The sequence below is a fragment of the Flavobacterium movens genome (genome assembly GCF_039581425.1).
GTDB classification, from domain to species: domain Bacteria; phylum Bacteroidota; class Bacteroidia; order Flavobacteriales; family Flavobacteriaceae; genus Flavobacterium; species Flavobacterium luteolum.
The window spans coordinates 279384-296946 of record NZ_JBCPXY010000002.1 but is presented as its reverse complement, the minus strand read 5'-3'; the positions used below and the strand labels follow the sequence as shown (position 1 = coordinate 296946).

Annotated in this window: 10 protein-coding genes; 1 reads left to right on the top strand and 9 read right to left on the bottom strand. The window is 34.7% G+C overall.

What is annotated here, in order from left to right:
* Positions 1 to 5 precede the first annotated feature (5 nt).
* From AAYQ05_RS04775 to AAYQ05_RS04745, 7 genes are all read right to left on the bottom strand, one after another.
* Entirely contained in the window at positions 6 to 3440 is a 3435-nt protein-coding gene (locus AAYQ05_RS04775; protein ID WP_343541499.1) for a SusC/RagA family TonB-linked outer membrane protein, read from the bottom strand.
* 328 nt (positions 3441 to 3768) lie between these two features.
* Positions 3769 to 5001 (bottom strand): ROK family transcriptional regulator, encoded by a 1233-nt coding sequence (locus AAYQ05_RS04770; protein WP_343541498.1) that lies wholly within the window; start codon positions 4999 to 5001, stop codon positions 3769 to 3771.
* A 164-nt stretch (positions 5002 to 5165) separates the two neighbouring features.
* A complete protein-coding gene (locus tag AAYQ05_RS04765; protein WP_343541496.1) occupies positions 5166 to 5969 on the bottom strand; it encodes a DUF2490 domain-containing protein in 804 nt (267 codons plus the stop codon).
* Between the two features lie 409 nt (positions 5970 to 6378).
* The gene (locus AAYQ05_RS04760) at positions 6379 to 7776 is read right to left on the bottom strand and encodes a TolC family protein (RefSeq protein ID WP_343541493.1); all 1398 of its coding nucleotides are present in this window, start codon (positions 7774 to 7776) and stop codon (positions 6379 to 6381) included.
* A gap of 1 nt (position 7777) precedes the next feature.
* On the bottom strand, positions 7778 to 9130 hold the full coding sequence (locus AAYQ05_RS04755) for an HlyD family secretion protein (RefSeq protein ID WP_343541490.1): 1353 nt from the start codon (positions 9128 to 9130) through the stop codon (positions 7778 to 7780).
* Between the two features lie 2 nt (positions 9131 to 9132).
* Positions 9133 to 10788, bottom strand: a complete 1656-nt coding sequence (locus AAYQ05_RS04750; RefSeq protein ID WP_343541488.1) for a peptidase domain-containing ABC transporter — start codon at positions 10786 to 10788, stop codon at positions 9133 to 9135.
* Between the two features lie 101 nt (positions 10789 to 10889).
* Positions 10890 to 11294, bottom strand: a complete 405-nt coding sequence (locus tag AAYQ05_RS04745; protein ID WP_343541487.1) for a hypothetical protein — start codon at positions 11292 to 11294, stop codon at positions 10890 to 10892.
* Positions 11295 to 11647: 353 nt separating this feature from the next.
* On the opposite strand from AAYQ05_RS04745, the gene AAYQ05_RS04740 reads away from it, so the two are divergent.
* Positions 11648 to 12106: a DUF1810 domain-containing protein gene (locus AAYQ05_RS04740; RefSeq protein ID WP_343541485.1), complete on the top strand. Its 459-nt coding sequence runs from the start codon at positions 11648 to 11650 to the stop codon at positions 12104 to 12106.
* Positions 12107 to 12398: 292 nt separating this feature from the next.
* Here the strand turns inward: AAYQ05_RS04740 and AAYQ05_RS04735 are convergent, their stop codons facing one another.
* Positions 12399 to 14441 carry a protein-disulfide reductase DsbD family protein gene (locus AAYQ05_RS04735; protein ID WP_343541483.1) on the bottom strand — a complete coding sequence of 681 codons (2043 nt, stop codon included), beginning with the start codon at positions 14439 to 14441 and terminating at the stop codon, positions 12399 to 12401.
* Positions 14442 to 14584: 143 nt separating this feature from the next.
* Entirely contained in the window at positions 14585 to 17395 is a 2811-nt protein-coding gene (locus AAYQ05_RS04730) for a M16 family metallopeptidase (RefSeq protein ID WP_343541482.1), read from the bottom strand.
* Positions 17396 to 17563 lie beyond the last annotated feature (168 nt).

Genomic DNA, 17563 nt, shown 5'->3' with positions numbered 1-17563 from the left:
AAAATTTACAAACTGATATTTAAACCAAGAATAATGTTTCTAGGCACTGGGTAAGTTCCTGTAGAACCAGCTGCGTTTAATCCTAAACTAGATCCTCCATCAATACCTTGTACCTCTGGGCTTAATCCTTTGTATTTTGTAAAGTAGTATAAATTACTTCCTGTAACATACAGACGAAGTGATGTTAAACTTGCTTTTTCGATAAGCGTTTTTGGAAAACTATAACTGAACGTAATTTCTCTTATGCATAAATAATCTCCACTTTCGTAGTAACGGCTGTTACCTTGGAACATGTTGGTATTGTAAGCTGCTCCACTCGCTTCAGATCTGAATAAGTTGTTCTGATTGGTTTGATCTGCCCAACGGTAACGAGGAACATCTGTAATATCTCCTTCTTTCTGCCATGCTTGTGCGCTTTCTGCCAATAATCCGTAATTACCTTGAAACTGACCTAAGAAACGTGCTCTTGCTTCGTTGTAAATTGTTGCTCCTAATGAATAATCTGTTCTAACTGTTAGAGAGAAACCTTTGTATGAAGTATCAAAATTGAAACCACCTACGAATGTTGGGAACATATTACCCATGTATTGTCTATCTCGGCTATCAATGATTCCGTTATTATCTGTATCTTCAAAAACCGCGTCTCCAGCAAATTTTCTTCCATCAGGATTACCACCATTTGCAGCCGTTTTCGTTACATAAGTATCGTGAACTTTTGCGTTGTATGCATCTGCTTCTGCTTGAGTTGAAAGAATATACAATTGTTTATGAGCGTAGAAATTTCCAATTTTTTGTCCTTCCTGTAAACCTCCTACATATACATATTTACCACTTTTTGCATCCCAGATCTCAGTTCCTCCAATTCTATTATTTCCATTTCCATTAAATGGAAGTTTTTCGACTGTATTGGTATTGTGCGAAACGTTTGCTCCAACATTTACTTTCCAATCATTTTTATTGTAAACATTTGCCTGAACTTCTAGCTCAAAACCTTTACTTCTTAATCCTCCTAAATTGGTTAAAACAGTTGAGAAACCACTATTTGAAGGCAATGTCAGATTCGTCAATAAGTCTGATGTCAATTTGTTGTAGAAATCTCCAATGATTCTAATTTTATCTTCGTTTAATCCGATATCAAAACCACCATTTATCGTTTCAGATTGTTCCCATTTCAATCCTGGATTTGCAATTTGAGAGTTGATAATCGCCGATTGCCCATTGTAGCTATTTGGAAGTCCGTTTGTAGTTCCAGCATATAATCCTCCAGCTTGGAAATCTCCTAAAGTTCCTAAGTTTCCATTTACACCATAACTTCCACGAAGTTTAAGAGAAGAAAAGAATTTTGGCATTGTGTTGGCCCAGAATTTCTCTTCCTGCATATTCCATCCTGCAGAAATTCCAGGAAAGAAACCATATCTATTATCTGGCCCTAAACTTGAAGAACCGTCATAACGAAATGAAGCCGTTGCAAAATATCTGTTTTTATAATCGTAATTCACACGTCCGAAAACACTATTTAAAACCAATTTGGTATTGTTGCTGTAAACCGAAACCGGAATTGGAGATGAATCTAAAGTCTGCGCTAAATCTGAAGGGCTTCCTTTTCCTGCTGCATTAAAATATTTAATGGTTCTATCGTATTTTGAAACTCCAAGTTTAGCATCAAAGTTTCCAATATTTTCCCAATCTTTTTTATAAGCAAAAACTCCTTCGTATTGCACTTGATAGGTTTGATTGCTTAATCTTGTCGCTGTTCTTGTATTATCAACCAAACCACTGCTTCCGCTTAAAAATGCCTGTTGAAAAGTATTGTCATTTTCATTCTCACTGTATAATGAAATGGCTGGTGTGAAAGTAAAATCTTTCGCAAGTCTTAATTCACCATCTACACTCATTTGAAGCTTATCGTTTTCATTTTTTCCTTTAACTTTCCCCATCTGGTACAATGGATTTCCGTTAATGTTGTTTTGTCCTGGAGCTAAAGTTCCGTCTTCTAAATATAATTTTGTAGTTGGCGAGTTTCCTAAATATCTATTGAAAACTACATTGTTGGCCACAACTTGATTATTGCTTGCTTTAGAAAACAACACGCGGCCGTTAATTGTAAAATTGTCTGCAACTTTTAAAGAAGCGTTTAATTTACTGGTAAACCTTTGGTATCCTGTGAATATCGTAATACCATCACCTTTTAAATATCCTAAACTCAAATCGAATACGCCTGTGTCTGTTCCACCGCTAAAACCAAGTGTATGACTTTGTGTAATAGCATCCTGAAACAAAATATCATTCCAATCGGTACTCTTATACATAATTGTACTGCTCGGATTTAAAGGATCTGCAAGTTCCTGCCAACCCTTTGCCTGAAGTGTACTTATGGTTTCTGCAGATAAATTCGATTTTAATAAAGTAGCAAACGGAGTATTATTTTCTAGATTATTTCCGGTACCCGCAGGCGTTGCACCAGTTAATTGTCCTAAACGCGCGATACCAGTAGTGGTTGAAAGTCCAGCAAGTTCGGCTGCATTATACAATCCTTCACGCTGCATTTTAATGTAATCGCCTCCATCCATAAAATTGTATTTTTTGCCAATTCTACTGTTTTGAGTTGAAACATTATAAGTAACTTTTAGTTTACCTGCTTTACCTGTATTTGTAGTGACAATGATTACACCATTTGAAGCTCGTGCACCATAAATAGAAGTTGCAGCAGCATCTTTAAGCACCTGAAGTGAAGCAATATCTAAAGAGTTAATATCATCAATCTGATTTCTGATAACACCGTCAACAATATATAAAGGAGTTGCCCCAGACGGATTATCAATCGAAGTACCACCTCGAACAATTACATTGGAAGCTTTTCCTGGCTGTCCTGAAGAAGTTTTTACCACCAAACCCGTAACGCTTCCTTGTAAAGATTGTGTAACGTTTGAATAAGGTACATTTTCAAGAACTTTTTTATCCAGTTTAGAAACTGCAGTACTTAAAGTTCTTCTGTTTTGAGCTCCATATCCTACTACAATCACCTCGTTCATTTGCTGTCCTATTTCTTTTAAGACAATATTTAATGGACTTCCGGTAATAGCAACTTCTTGATCTTGTAATCCGATATAAGTTACAATTAAAGTAGTGGCATTATCTGGAACTTCAAAAGCAAAATTTCCGTCAAAATCGGTTTGAGTACTTACACTTGTTCCTTTAGCAACAATATTTACACCTGGAAGAGATTCTCCTTTTTCGTTAGTCACTTTTCCAGTAACTTTCTTCTGAACAGGATTGTTCTTTTTTACATTTTTATCCGTAAACACAACGCTTTTTTCTGTTTTAGCTGATGCTAATTGCATAGTAAAAGCTAAAAGTAACGTAGACGTAAGTTTAATAACTTTTACGTGTTTAGGAGTAAACCTAAAATTTTTAGGCTTACTTTTAGGCAATAATTTCATACTTTTGTAATGGTTTGGTTAATAAAACTTTGTTAAGGTCAATTTATTTATTCCTAAATCACCGTTCTCAAGAAGAACAAGCCAGCAATGTTCACAGCATTGGCTGGCTTTTTTTATGATCTAAAAACAATATATTTTTCCAAATGGTTAGTTTGGTTTTGAACATCAAATCTTAATTCTAAAGTTTTCTTTTTAACAGCTAATCGCTAAAAATTAAATGTAAACTTTCTTTAAACAATTTATTATTATTTTGTAAAGATATAAATTATTTTAAAATAATAACATTAGTTATTAAAATAATTTAATAATTGTGTTTTAGTTTATTAATTTAATTATTAATTAAAGGAAACAACAGCTTCTCTTTAATGACGCAACAAGCACCGATAACTCCCGCGCGACGCCCTAATGTTGACTTTTTAAGCTTCATATCGCGGTTTACTAAACCAAGCGAATACTTTTTTAAAGCTGATTGTATTGGCAGAAGTGCATAATCGCCAAGTTGTGCGAAATCTCCTCCAATGACCAAAAGATCGGGATTGAAAATGTTGAGCAAAATAGAAAGATAACGCCCCATTTTTTCACTTTGCTGCGTTACAAGATCTACGCAAAGAGTATCTTCTAAATTTACTGCTCCAGAAATAATAGCATGATGCTGTAATACAGGTGAGTTCTCATCCAATACCACTTTAGACTGCTTGCCATCTTTTATGGCTTCTTTGAACTGATTGATTAAAGACCAACCTGAAATTTCGGTTTCTAAACAGCCTAGTTTTCCACATTGGCACATAATCTCATTATTAAAAATCGTGCTGTGCCCAAACTCTCCCGAGTAACCTGATTTCCCGTAATAAAGTTTTCCGTCTGTAATCATTCCAATTGCAACTCCCCAGCTATAATTGACAAAGATGATATTTTGCTCGTCGTCTACAACACCTTCACAATATTCGCCAAAAGCCATTGCACGCGTATCATTTTCCAAATGAACAGGAAGATTTAATTGTTCTGAAATAATCTCAGTCAATGGCCTATTCTCACTAAAAAAATAATTATAGCTAAAGCCTTCCATCGAATTAATGCGGCCAGAGAAATTGATACAAACTCCAACTATCATTTTCTTTTCGACAGAGCTATCTTCAATAAAAGAGTTGATTAAACTGCAGAATTTGAGAAGTGATTCTTGCGTGTTTTCTAAAGCGAAGGAAGTTCCTAGCTCAATGCTTACTAATTCGTTCTTTATGTTCTGGAGACCAATAGACATAGTTGTAAGTCCAACTTCAACACCTAAAAAATAGGCACAGGTCGGATTTATACTAAACAACGAAGGTCTACGTCCGCCACTATTGGTTATTTTCCCTAGATCGACCACATAACCTTCAGCCAATAATTCATTGACTGCTTTTGTAACTGTAGGAACACTGGATTGCAGTTCTGTACTCAATTCTGCAATAGTCGAATTTCCGCCTGACAACAATCTTTTTACAATTGACTGTCTAAGCAAATGCCACTTTTGTTCGGATAAACTTTTGTCTTTGCTATTATCCAATAAATCTTTTAAACTCATTGCTTTCCTAATTTGGTTCACAACAAATTTAAATTATTTTTTAAATCAGCATAAAAATACAGTCTTTAATATTAAATTATTTTAAAATATTAAGAACTATTTTAAAAAAGCAGTGCAAAAAAGATTTCAAAATAAAATTGAAGAAAAATAATGAAGTAAAAAAATTAATCTGCGCCACCATCGACGCTATCAAATGTTTCGCGTTCTTTTGGTCTTACGCTATATTTTAATGAAACCATAGGTCCATAGTAAACATCAAATTGAGTTCCGTTTGTACGTAACTGCATCTGACCGATTACGCCTGCCAAGAAATGAATATTCGGCGTAATTCCGGCAGTATAATAAACCGATAATCTGAAAATATCGAAATGTTCGTCGGCATAATCTTTAGAGGCAAATTTCAGCATCAATTCGGTATAATAGCCAATATTTGGCGCCAGAAAGATTGGTTTTTCTTTGCTTTGTCTCAAATAATGATTGACTCCAAAACGTGCTCTTAATCTAGGAATCGTTTGATGATTGCCATTTCTGTCATCAAAAAACTTGGTTTCGAATCGCACTTGTTCGAAAAGAGATCCTTTGGGCATTTCCTGCGTATAGGTTCCCATAACAATAAGTCTATTTTCTAAAGTTTTGTAATTTCCCGCTTCTTCTATCGCATATTTCTGATTGTGTGCATATCCTAACCAAAGCTTCATATTTTTAAAACCAGAATAAATAATCCAAGGTCGTATTACTTTTCTCTGTGTATATTCAAAAGGATTTCCGTTTGTGTAAGCACCTTGTGTAACGAGCTGCATGTCTGCCTGACCGCTCAAATTCCATTTTTCTATTAACGGAAAAGCAACGTCAACTTCGCTTATAGAGGCCGGAATAAATCCCATTGTGTAAGGAGCGTCTTGGGCTTTTAAAACTTGAGAAAGAATGATGCAGCAGAATAAAAGGAAACTCTTTTTTAATAAACTCATAATTCGTCAATATTAAATTATACGGCTTCGAAATAAGAAAGTCTATCAAATTTAAATAAAGATGTTTTTTACTTTAAAAAAAAGCGGTTTCATGTTATAATATGAAACCGCTTTTTAAACATTTCTTCAAAACAAAAAAGCTTTAGACAAACATCTAAAGCTTTTTTAAACTCAAATTCTGAAAATTAATATAATACAGACAGGTACAAAGCTGACTGTTATTTTTGTGTACATATGATATTTCGTCCCGCTGGGACTAACGATATATAATCCTGCTGTGACTTTTTAAAGCTCTGGAAGAGCGATATATTTATAGCTAAAAATCTATGCTCCTTAATTCAGAAGCTCCAGAGGAGCGGCATTTTAGATTCCAATAAATTTCAACTATCCAATTATACATCGAAATTTGTTAATCTGGATTTGCCAATATCTTGTACAATTCGGCATTCGACAGATAAAACTGATTCTCTAAACTTATTTGCGACAATTTTGCACTAACCAAATTGTTTTCTCTTGAATTGATCAAAAAAATCGAACTTTCTCCGAATGAAAATAATTTTTCTTCTGAGTTCAGCATTGTCATATAATCTTTTACTAGATTGTCAATTACGACTTTCTGCTTTCTTAATGACGCAATTTCGGTCTGCTGCGCTTTTACTTTATTTTTAAGTTCTAAGCGCTGCTGGTCAATATCGAACTGCATGTCCTGAATCTTCAGTTTTGCCATTTTTAAACTTCCGCGTTCTTTTCTTAAGAAAATAGGAAAGCTGAAATCGACATTAAACTTATAATCATCGGCATTAAAATTATTCCAGTAATTGGGTTCTGAAATGTAGTTATAACCCACATTGATTTTCGGAAGCAACGAATTGGCTTTCAACTGGCGATTGACTTCCAAAATATCCATTTTGGTTTCTAAAGACTGAATTTTTGGATGTGCATCTAATGATTCAACATCGACCATCATGGCATCTGTCTTCAACGTTTCTTCTATAGTCTGAATTAAATTTTGCTCTGGTTTCACCAACTCTCCCAATTCAACCGGAACATTCTCAATCCATAAAAAATTAGCCAATTTCAATTTTGCTTTCGCTAATTTTAGGTTTCCGTTTTCAACATTCAGTTCTCTGTTTCGTACTGTAATTTTAGCTTCAACGCTATCAATTGCGGGTGCATCACCTGCTGCAATCAGCTTTTTAACGCCTTCAAAACGAGTGCTGGCAAAACCTAAATAATTTTTATAAAGCTCAGCTTCGTTGTAGCTTTTTCTCCATTCAAAATAAGCTTCACTCGCTTGATATAAAATTTCAATAGCTCTTAGTTTTCGCTGTGCGTCACTTAGTTTTACCTGAAGTTTTCCTTCACGCACATCGGCCATTCTCTGATTGATAAACATTCCTTGCCCCAAAGCAACATTAATTCCTAGCGAAGTCAAACCTGCTTCTGGAGTTTTATTTTGCGGGTTAAGATATTGCCCTTCTGCATCGTCAAAACCAGCTTTTACTTCAATTCCATACCAAGTCGGAATTTTGAAACTGCTGTTTAGTACCGAATAATATTCTGTGCCTTTAAATTCTTTCTTATTGTAATCTACTTCAATTTTTGGATCAAATCCGCCTCGAGCCAGCATCAATTTTGCCTGAGCATTGGTTACTTCAAGATTGGCTTGTTTTACCAGCGGATGGTATTTTTTTACGTATCCCAAATACTCGATAAAAGTAAGTTCCTCTTGATTAAAATTCTGGCTCTGCAGTGTAGAAAAACTCAATAGAAATAAGAAAGAAAACAATTTTACAAGATTTCTCATTTTACTTTTTCTCCTTTCCTTTTTCTTCTTTTTCTCCTGAATTATAATAGTTTGGCGGAAAACCATTTAAGTTTCGCCAAATCTCATACCACACCGAAACGGTTTCTAACAATGCAATACTTTGTGCTCCAGCACCAATACTCAATTCTTTTGGCCAATGGCGATCTTCTCCGTCTGGAGAAACCAAAATTCTATATTTACCGTTTGGACTAATGAAGTTTTCTATCGCTACGACTTTACCTCCGTAAGTTCCGTAAGACAAACCAGGCCATCCAGAGAATACAATTCTAGGCCATCCGTCAAACCAAACACGAACTTTTGCTCCTTTATGCACCAACGGTAAATCGATTGGGTCTACATAAGTTTCTACTGCAATATCATACTTAGACGGCATAATGCTTACTACTGGAGTTCCTTCTTTTATTGTTTCTCCTATACCAGCCAATAATGCACGGTTTACATAACCACTTTGTGGCGCTGTAATATAATACAAACCGTTTCTAAGTCTGTAGTTGGTATATTGGTTTTCTAGTTTATTAACCTGAGCTTCTGTATCGTATTGTGTGCTTAAAGCTGTAAACTTATCGCTTCTAGATTTTGATATTTTCTCAGCATATTCGGCCGTAATTCTATTGATTTCTACTTTTGCATTGATCAATTCGTTTTTACTGCTCAACAGTTTATTTTCTTGCGTAATTACATACGCTTCCGATTCTTGCAGTTTTAATCTCTTCTGCTCGACATCTGTCATTGGTTTTAGACCTTCTTTGTTTAATGCTGTCGAACGGTCAAATTGTGTTTTTGCAATTCTAAGCTGTGTCTTTACCGCAACAAGATCCATACTGTCGCTTTTTATTTTAAGCTGTGCCTGACGAATTTTGTTTTGCGCCTGCTGCAATTTCAATTGTCTTTCTGTATTCAAAGACTGCGCTTGAACATCTAGCGAATTTACTTTATCGCCATACGACTCTACGGCCATTTTTTTGGCGTCTACCTGCTGTTTGGTATTGTTAACCAAATTAGGATCCAGGTAATCTTCTTTGATCTCAGAAATGTAAAGAATCGTATCTCCTTTTTTTACATAATCTCCTTCTTTTACAAACCATTTTTCGATACGTCCTGCAATGGCATTATGAACCGTTTGCGGTCTTTGATCTGGTTTTAAAGTGGTAACAGAACCTGTTCCCGAAATATTCTGCGTCCAAGGCAGAAAAAGACAGGCAACACCAAAAATCAAAAATCCGATTATGACTTTATTTAAAATCTCGTAATGAGGTCTTCGGGCAACGCTTGTAATCGATTTGTATTTGCCCGGCGTTATAAGTACGTTGTTATCTTTAGATAGGTTGAGCATGATTAAAGCTTTATGTCGTTAATAATTTTTCCGTCATCAATCGTAATCATACGACTGCATTTGCTTTTCCAAATATCATTTTTAGAAGTTACAATAACAGTCCAGTCGTTTTCTTCAGAAAGTAAAAAATCAATAATTTTACTCGACGTTATTTCGTCCATTTTATCAACCGGATCTTCCAAGAATAAGATATTTGGTTTACCCACAATACTTCTGGCCAAAAGAATTTTTTGAACATCAGAAGCAGAAAGTTCACGACCTCCGGGATGGATTTGATTCTCCAATCCGTTTTCGAAAGTTTTAATGTATGGTGTCAGTCCAACATTATCTAAAGCCCATTTTAAATCATCACTATTTAGTTCTTCATTTCCAAAAACAATATTCTCGCGAATTGTTCCTGCAAAAAGTGTGTCGCCCTGCAAAAAAGTTCCTGCCTGAGCTCTGTATGTGTCTTCGTTAAGGCGATTCATATAATTATCGGTAACATACATGGCACCGCTTACTGGCTCCAAAACCCCCGAAAGAAGTCGAAGCAAAGTACTTTTTCCTGCACCATTTGTTCCGGTAAGAATAATTTTTTCGCCTTGAGAAATTTTCAAATTAATATTCTTAAGCGATTTTTTATTGTGTTCTGGATAATGGTAATTGATGCTTTCGGTTTCAATATTGATTCCGTTTTCTGTTTTGCCTGAAGTCTGAGGAATACATGAAGTTTCCATATCGGTCACTTGACCAATTTTTTCAACAGAAGTTAGTACATCATAAAAAGATTCCAATCCGAAGATAATTTTTTCTACCGAGTTGATCAATAGTACAATTACAATTTCAGCTGCTACGAACTGCCCTATGTTCATTTGGTGGTGAATTACCAGAAAACCACCGATCGATAATAAGGCAGCAGTAACAATTACTTTAAAAATAGTCAGCTGAATATATTGTTTCTTCATTACCTGAAAGTGTTTTTCGCGGTAATTTACATAGCTGGTTACATAGCCGTCATTTCTGTCCAAAGCATATTCAAAAGCTCCTTTTCTACGGAAGCTTTCTCTATTTCGCGCAATTTCCTGAAGCCATGCTGCAACTTTATATTTAAATTTCGATTCGTTTAAACTGGTTTCTAAACCGTCTTTGTACGAAAATTTAAAAATGACATATAAAATGACAATAAAAAGAAGTCCGATCACCATAAAGAAAGAATGGTAAAGAACCAAAAGAATAATTCCCAAACCTACCTGCAGGAATGCGGTACAGAAATCCAGCAGCAGTTTTGCCGTTCCTTTCTGGACCATCAAAGTATCAAAAAAGCGATTTGCTTTTTCTGGAGCGTACTCTGAGTACATTTCTTTAAATTTAATTAAGGGCAATCTGTAGGCAAATTCAAACGAGGAACGAACAAAAATTCGCTGCTGCAGATTTTCTACAATACGCAGCTGTAAAATGTTCAGCACTCCTCCAAAACCAACACCAATCGTAACCAGAATCACGAGAACGATCCATGAAACGCTTAGCTGTCCGCTTTGAATAAAATTAATAATGGCCTGAATTCCCAAAGGCAGAGAAAGATTTACTATCCCTGCAAACGCAGCATAGAAGATAATTTGATAAACATCGCGCTTATCTAGCTGCAATAAGTTGTAAAATCGTTTGAGTGGTGTCATGAATTTAAGTATAAATACAAGATTATTACATAGAATAAATATACGGCAAAAACCGCAGTAATGGATTAAGATTTTTATCGTAACCCCTAAAAAACAAGTATTTATGAATTAAATCGAGGAGGCGGTATATCTATTTTACCATGAAAACCAAACGAGAAGATTGTATTATCAATATATTTTTTACCTTCAACTTCTATTAAAAAATAAAAATTAGGCATCAGCGATTCTGCTGAAACCAGATATTCCATTAAAGGAATTCCTTTTGCTAATTTGGCTGTTTTAGTATCTTTTGTTTTGTAATCGTCCAATTCTTCTGGAATTCCGTCGCATTTAAAGATCTTTTTTAAGAAGTTGCAAGTAATCCCTTTTACAGTATAAGTTTCAGCATTATCGCTTAAGATTCTTCCAACGCTATTAGAAATGTTTAAACTGCTAATTAGAAAATAGCCGACAAGTAACGCCTGAAGGCATTTACATAAAAAGCTATTTTTAATTTTGTTCAACATAATTCTAAAAGGCCGAAAGTTTAATTAAATCACATCGTTTTTGAATCAAAATATCAATGATTTAAGGCGTTTACTGTAATTTTTATGAGGGCGCAAGTTAGAGCCTATTTTTTTTTAGAACATTAAAATAACATTAGAATTTAAAACGCTTCAAAACTTTAAAATTATATTAACAAGGCATTCTTACACCGCTATCGGAATTATGTAACGACCAACTACAATTCTATAACTTCTACTAAAATGGGTGTTTTACCTTTGATGTTCGAAATTTTGACAAAGAATATTAAAGCAGTACAACCGTGTTACCTATTAAAGAAACTCCATATATAAACGATTTAATACAGAATCAAAACATGATCTACGCTAAGAATGATTTGACGCGATTTTTAGACGCACAAAACAAATTGTATTTGACTGCTCTTTCTGAAATTAAAAAAGGCAAAAAAGAAACGCACTGGATGTGGTTTATTTTTCCTCAAATTAAAGGTTTAGGAAAAAGCACTATTTCTGATTATTATGCTGTTGCCGATTTAAAAGAAGCTACAGAATTCTTAAATCATCCGATTTTGTCGAAACATTTAATTGAGATTTCGAAGCTTTTACTGACTTTAAACAAAAAATCGGCAGAGGGAATTTTAGGAGATTTAGGCGCCAAAAAACTGCATTCTTCTATGAGCTTATTTGTTCAGGTAGAAAACGCGCATCCTGTATTCCAGCAGGTTTTAGATACTTTTTTCTTTGGGCATTTGGATCAGCTGACTTTAAATTTTACACAAAAAGTTAATGTTCTGCCAGACACAGTGCTTTCTTAATATTTTTTTGCCACGAATCTCACGAATTGCCACGAATTAAAAAATTATATACAAAGCGATTGATTTTATTCGCCACAGATTTTAAGGATTAAAATGATTATTTTTTTGTCAGGAAACTCAAAAGAATCTGTGAAAATCAATTTATCCCGATAGCTATCGGGAGTGCAAAAAACTTGTGTTCTGCTAGACACAGTAATTTCTTAATATTCTTAGGACAAAAAAGGGAATAGCTAAAAAACTATTCCCTTTTTGATTAACAACATAATTATAAATAAAGTACTAACCCTGAACTTTAGCTTTTCTCAAAATTAGAAACGCCTTTTTTAAGCCAGTTCAAATATTCTTCAATATCCGGATTATAAGCAGAGGTTTCGTTGAGCGTTTCTCCGTTATGATCTACTAAAACATAAAATGGCTGTGCGTTAGTTTTGTACGTCAGCGTTTGGAATTCGCTCCATTTCTGACCAATATATTTTAATTTTTTTCCCGTTAATTTTGAAGTAATCTGCTCATGCGCATTCAGTTCTCTTTTGTCATCTACATAAAGTGAAATTAAAACCAAATCGCCTTTTAAGATTTTCTGAACCTTTTCGTCAGACCAAACATTATCTTCCATTTTTCGACAGTTTACACATGCGTGACCTGTAAAGTCTATCATAACCGGTTTTCCTATTTTTTTGGCATATTTCATACCTAAATCATAATCGGTAAAAGCCATAATATTATGCGGTCCAAGCTCTGCTCCTTCTGGAAGATTTTGCGTTATTTCGCCCGAAGAAGCATTATTCAAACCATTCGGAATTTCGCTGTAATGCATTGGAGGCGGAAAACCACTAATCATTTTAAGTGGCGCTCCCCAAATACCTGGAATTAGATAAATGGTGAAAGCTAAAACCAAAACCCCCAATCCAAGTCTTCCAACGCTTATATTTGAAACTGGACTATCATGTGGCAACTGAATTTTTCCGAATAAATAAAAAGCCAGTGTTCCGAAAATGGCAATCCAAATTGCTAGAAAAGTTTCTCTTTCCAGCCAATGCAATTGCAAAACCAAATCGGCATTAGAAAGGAATTTGAAGGCTAAAGCCATTTCTAAAAATCCTAAAAATACTTTTACAGAATTTAACCAACCTCCCGACTTTGGAAGCGAATTCAGCCAGCCCGGAAAAGCGGCAAATAAAGTAAATGGCAAAGCCAAAGCTAGAGAGAAACCAAACATTCCGACAAAAGGTGCGATTCCTCCGCGAGAAGCGGCTTCGACCAATAAAGTGCCTACAATTGGTCCTGTACAAGAAAAAGACACAATTGCAAGAGCCAAAGCCATAAATAATATTCCGACAATTCCACCTCTATCGGCTTGCGAATCGACTTTGTTTGCCCATGCATTTGGAAGCATGATTTCGAAAGCACCCAAAAATGAAAACGCAAAAATCATTAAAAGCACAAAGAAGATCAGATTAAACCAAACGTTTGTAGAAAGTGCATTAAGCGAATCTGCTCCAAAAATCCAAGTTACAACAGCACCCAAAAAGATATAAATGGCAATAATGGCGATCCCGTAAAAAACGGCTTTTCTTATTCCTTGCGATTTGGTTTTACTTTGTTTGGTAAAGAAACTCACCGTCATCGGAATCATCGGAAAAACACAAGGCGTTAGCAATGCTGCAAATCCAGAGAAAAATGACAATAGAAAAATCGTCCATAAACTTCTAAATTCGGTTTTAGGTTCTCTTTTTTGGATTTCTTTTTGAGGCGTTTTTACAATTTCTAAAGGAACAATTTCTTCTGTTTTTTCTTTTATTTCGGTAACCGAAGAATCTATTACTGCTGTTTTTGTTTCTTCCTTGACAGCAGCTTCTATTAAAGTTTTCGCTTTCGCGGAAGGGCTAACGGCAAACTCCAATTCGTCTGAACTTGGTGGCAAACAATTTTCGTCATTACAAACCATAAATTCAACTTCAGTCTTGATCTTGAAAGGTTTTGATGAAAGTATTTTAACGCGTTGTCTAAAAGTCGTTTCTTTTTCAAAAAACTTAATCTGCATTTTAAAGACAGGATCGTTAACCGTTTTTCCTTTTTCTTCTTTTACAGCGTCCGTTAACTGAAAATCTGCGCTTTTTATAAAATTAAAATGAGTTGGAATCGGTCCTCCGTCTGCAACTTCCTGACTGTACAAATGCCAGCCCGATTCTATAATGGCTTTTGCCTGCAATTCGTATTCAGTATCAGAAATTTTCTCGACACTGGTTTTCCATTTTATGGGATTGTATATCTGAGCCTTTACGAATATGGAAAACAGCAGGAAAAAGCCCAGTAAAAAAATATTCTTTTTCATGGGTAAAAATCTTTAGAAAGAGGGTTGAATAGCAAAAAACAACCCTCTAAGTAATCCGCTATACAAACTAAATTGCTTACTAATTCAAAATAACTATTTGATAGGGAAATACAAATTAAACTCTAATAAATAAAGGGGTCAGATTATTTTAATGGTTTGAAAACTACTTCATAAGAATCTGCTTTGTTCAAAAATGAATTAGCAAATTCCTGAATGTCTTTTGCTGTGATGCTTTTTACAATATCAACATAAGTTGCAGGATCATTCATATTGTAATCGTTCTCAAAATAATTATAAATCAAGTTCATGCTATAACTGTTGAAGTTTTTGCTGTCTTCTCTCGATTTCAAATAGTTTGTTCTTGTTTTCTCAATGTCTTCAGCAGCGATTTCTCCCTTCTTGATTTTATCAATTTCCTGATACACAATTGGTAGTAAATGTTCTACTTTGTCGGCATCGCAATCAAAATTAATCTGAAGATTTGCTTTTGAAATCGGAAGTTTATCCATAGTTCCTCTTACTTGTGCACCATAAGTTCCGCCTTCTTTTTCGCGAAGACTTTCAGTATAACGTAAAGTCAGCACATCACTTAAATACGAAACCAAGATTCTGTTTTTTTGAGAAAAAGCAAGATCTTTTAAAAAGGAAATTCGAACAGAACTTTTTGGTGTTTCCATTTTGATGAAAACATCTCTATCAATTTTATTTGATGTCCATTTCGGAATGTCTGTTTTAAACTTTTCTTTGCGTTTAATTCCGTTTATACTCGCAATATATTTTTCTAACAAAGGTTTTAAAACTTCTGGAGTAACATCTCCAACAATATAAAATTCAAAATTTGAAACATCTGCAAAACGATCCAAATAGAAAGCTTTCATTTTATCAAAAGATAAATCGTCGATAAATTTTTGATTCAATGGCAGAATTCTTGGATTGTTTTTCCCGTAAACCACATCCATTAAACTGTCTCCCATTTTTGCATTGATATCATTTGCCCTGTTTTTAAGCGAATTTTCTAATCTTTGCTTCATAAGCGCATACATCTGATTATCAAATCTTGGCTGCACAAAACGCAAATGAACCAATTGCATCATTGTTTCGATATCTTTTACATTTGCCCATGCCGTAACGGTCTCTTTCAAAGAGCCTACATCTACAGAAGAACCCGCAATTTTTCCCTTTAAAACTTTTGTCAAATCAACATTTGACAGCTCACCAACTCCAGACATTAGAGCTAATTCGCTTGCGCGACTAACTGATGGTAAATCTTGAGATTCATACAAAGAAGATCCTCCTAAACTTTCACCTTTCAGATCTACTTGCTTCTTGTTTTTATCGGCAAATTTATAATGCACTTTTACGCCATTGCTCAATACAAAAGTAGTAGCATCAATTGCCGCTTCTTTTTTCTCTGAAACAATTTTTCCTGAATTGATTTTCAGATTTCCTAAAAGTGTTTTTCCTTCAAAAGTATCCACATAAGGTTGTAACGAAGCATCGTTTTCGGCTTTCTGAATAATATCAAAAGCTTTTTCCTGAGTTAAGTTATTCTCGTTTTCTACACCTGTAACCGCTACAACACGATTTTGTGCCGTATACAATGTACTGATTTGCTCTTGAAGAATTTTAGTGTCCACATTTTTCAAAATGCTTTTTACCATTTCAAATTCAGCTTTAGGATCGGCAATAACTTCGTGATTTAGATAATCATCTTTCACCATTCCAATAACATCTTTATGCGAAATCTCATTTAGCTTTTCTAAATAATTTTCGTAACCCGAAATGTTTTCTGTAACCGCTCTATCAATTTCTCCTTTAGAAAAACCAAATTTGTACGCACGAACCCATTCATTCATGACCATTGCAAAAGCTTCGGCTTGTTTTTCTGGTTTTGGAGAAACATTCAAAATCCAGATATCATTTAAACGAGTATAGTTTTGGTATCCAATTGAAGCACTTTTAAACGGGCATTCTTGTTTCTGCGCCATTTCTGTCAAACGATTATTTAGAATAGAAAAAGCAAGACTTCTTTGAGTAGATTTTTCTAATTCGGCATAGGTATTTGTTGATTTTTCAGCTGTATGACGAATCATATAACTAATGTTTGAAGCCGAAATTTCTTTATCTAAAGCCAGTTTAAAAGTTGGTTCTGTTCTTTCTGGAATCGCGATTTCAAAACGCTTTTTAGGATTTACTGGAGTTGGAATATCTGCAAAAAGTTTCTTGATTTTTGCTTCGATTTCGTCTGCGTTAATATCTCCTACAATTGCGATTGCCTGCAAATCTGGACGATACCAATCTTTATAAAAATCTTTTAAAACTTGATATTTAAAATTCTTTACAATATCCATATCACCAATTGGCATGCGGTCTGCATAAAGCGAATTGTTATAATAATACGGCGCCAACTGATTGTAAATTCTTGCTCTTGCGTTTTGTCTTGTACGCCATTCTTCGGTAATTACACCACGTTCGGCATCGATTTCTTCGTTCGTAAGCGATAAGAAATTAGACCAGTCGTGCAAAACCAGCAAACAAGTATCAATTACTCCACCATCTTTTGACGGGATATTGTCTAGGTTGTAAACGGTTTCATCTGTACTTGTGTACGCGTTGATATTTCTTCCGAAAACAGCACCTTGTTTTTGAAGCGTATTCAGGATTCCTTTTCCTTCAAAATTTTTCGTTCCGTTAAACGCCATGTGTTCCAGGAAATGCGCCAGACCTTTCTGCTGATCGTTTTCTAAAATCGAACCAACGTTTTGAATGATATAATAACTCGCCGTATTTTTATTGACATCTGTCGGATAAATATAATACGTCATTCCGTTTGACAGCAATCCCTTTTTTATTTTTTGGTTGACTGCAATCGGATCTGTTGCTTTAAAGTTTTGCGCTTGCGACAAGTTTATAAAACCTGTCATAAGCAGAAGAACTATAGATATTTTTTTCATTTGTTTTTTGTTTGATGTTTTAAATATTTTTAAACACATAGAAACATTCCCGATAGCTATCGCGATAGTAACCTATAAAAGGTGTTTCACTTAATCTTAAAAAACATAGTGACTATGTGGAAAATCTTGATTATAAAAATATCTTTCTCCATTTTTTTGATCTATGAT

Coding starts and splice junctions, on each gene's coding strand:
- AAYQ05_RS04775 (WP_343541499.1), bottom strand. CDS start 3,440: ATGAAATTATTGCCTAAAAGTAAGCCTAAAAATTTTAGGTTTACTCCT.
- AAYQ05_RS04770 (WP_343541498.1), bottom strand. CDS start 5,001: ATGAGTTTAAAAGATTTATTGGATAATAGCAAAGACAAAAGTTTATCC.
- AAYQ05_RS04765 (WP_343541496.1), bottom strand. CDS start 5,969: ATGAGTTTATTAAAAAAGAGTTTCCTTTTATTCTGCTGCATCATTCTT.
- AAYQ05_RS04760 (WP_343541493.1), bottom strand. CDS start 7,776: ATGAGAAATCTTGTAAAATTGTTTTCTTTCTTATTTCTATTGAGTTTT.
- AAYQ05_RS04755 (WP_343541490.1), bottom strand. CDS start 9,130: ATGCTCAACCTATCTAAAGATAACAACGTACTTATAACGCCGGGCAAA.
- AAYQ05_RS04750 (WP_343541488.1), bottom strand. CDS start 10,788: ATGACACCACTCAAACGATTTTACAACTTATTGCAGCTAGATAAGCGC.
- AAYQ05_RS04745 (WP_343541487.1), bottom strand. CDS start 11,294: ATGTTGAACAAAATTAAAAATAGCTTTTTATGTAAATGCCTTCAGGCG.
- AAYQ05_RS04740 (WP_343541485.1), top strand. CDS start 11,648: ATGATCTACGCTAAGAATGATTTGACGCGATTTTTAGACGCACAAAAC.
- AAYQ05_RS04735 (WP_343541483.1), bottom strand. CDS start 14,441: ATGAAAAAGAATATTTTTTTACTGGGCTTTTTCCTGCTGTTTTCCATA.
- AAYQ05_RS04730 (WP_343541482.1), bottom strand. CDS start 17,395: ATGAAAAAAATATCTATAGTTCTTCTGCTTATGACAGGTTTTATAAAC.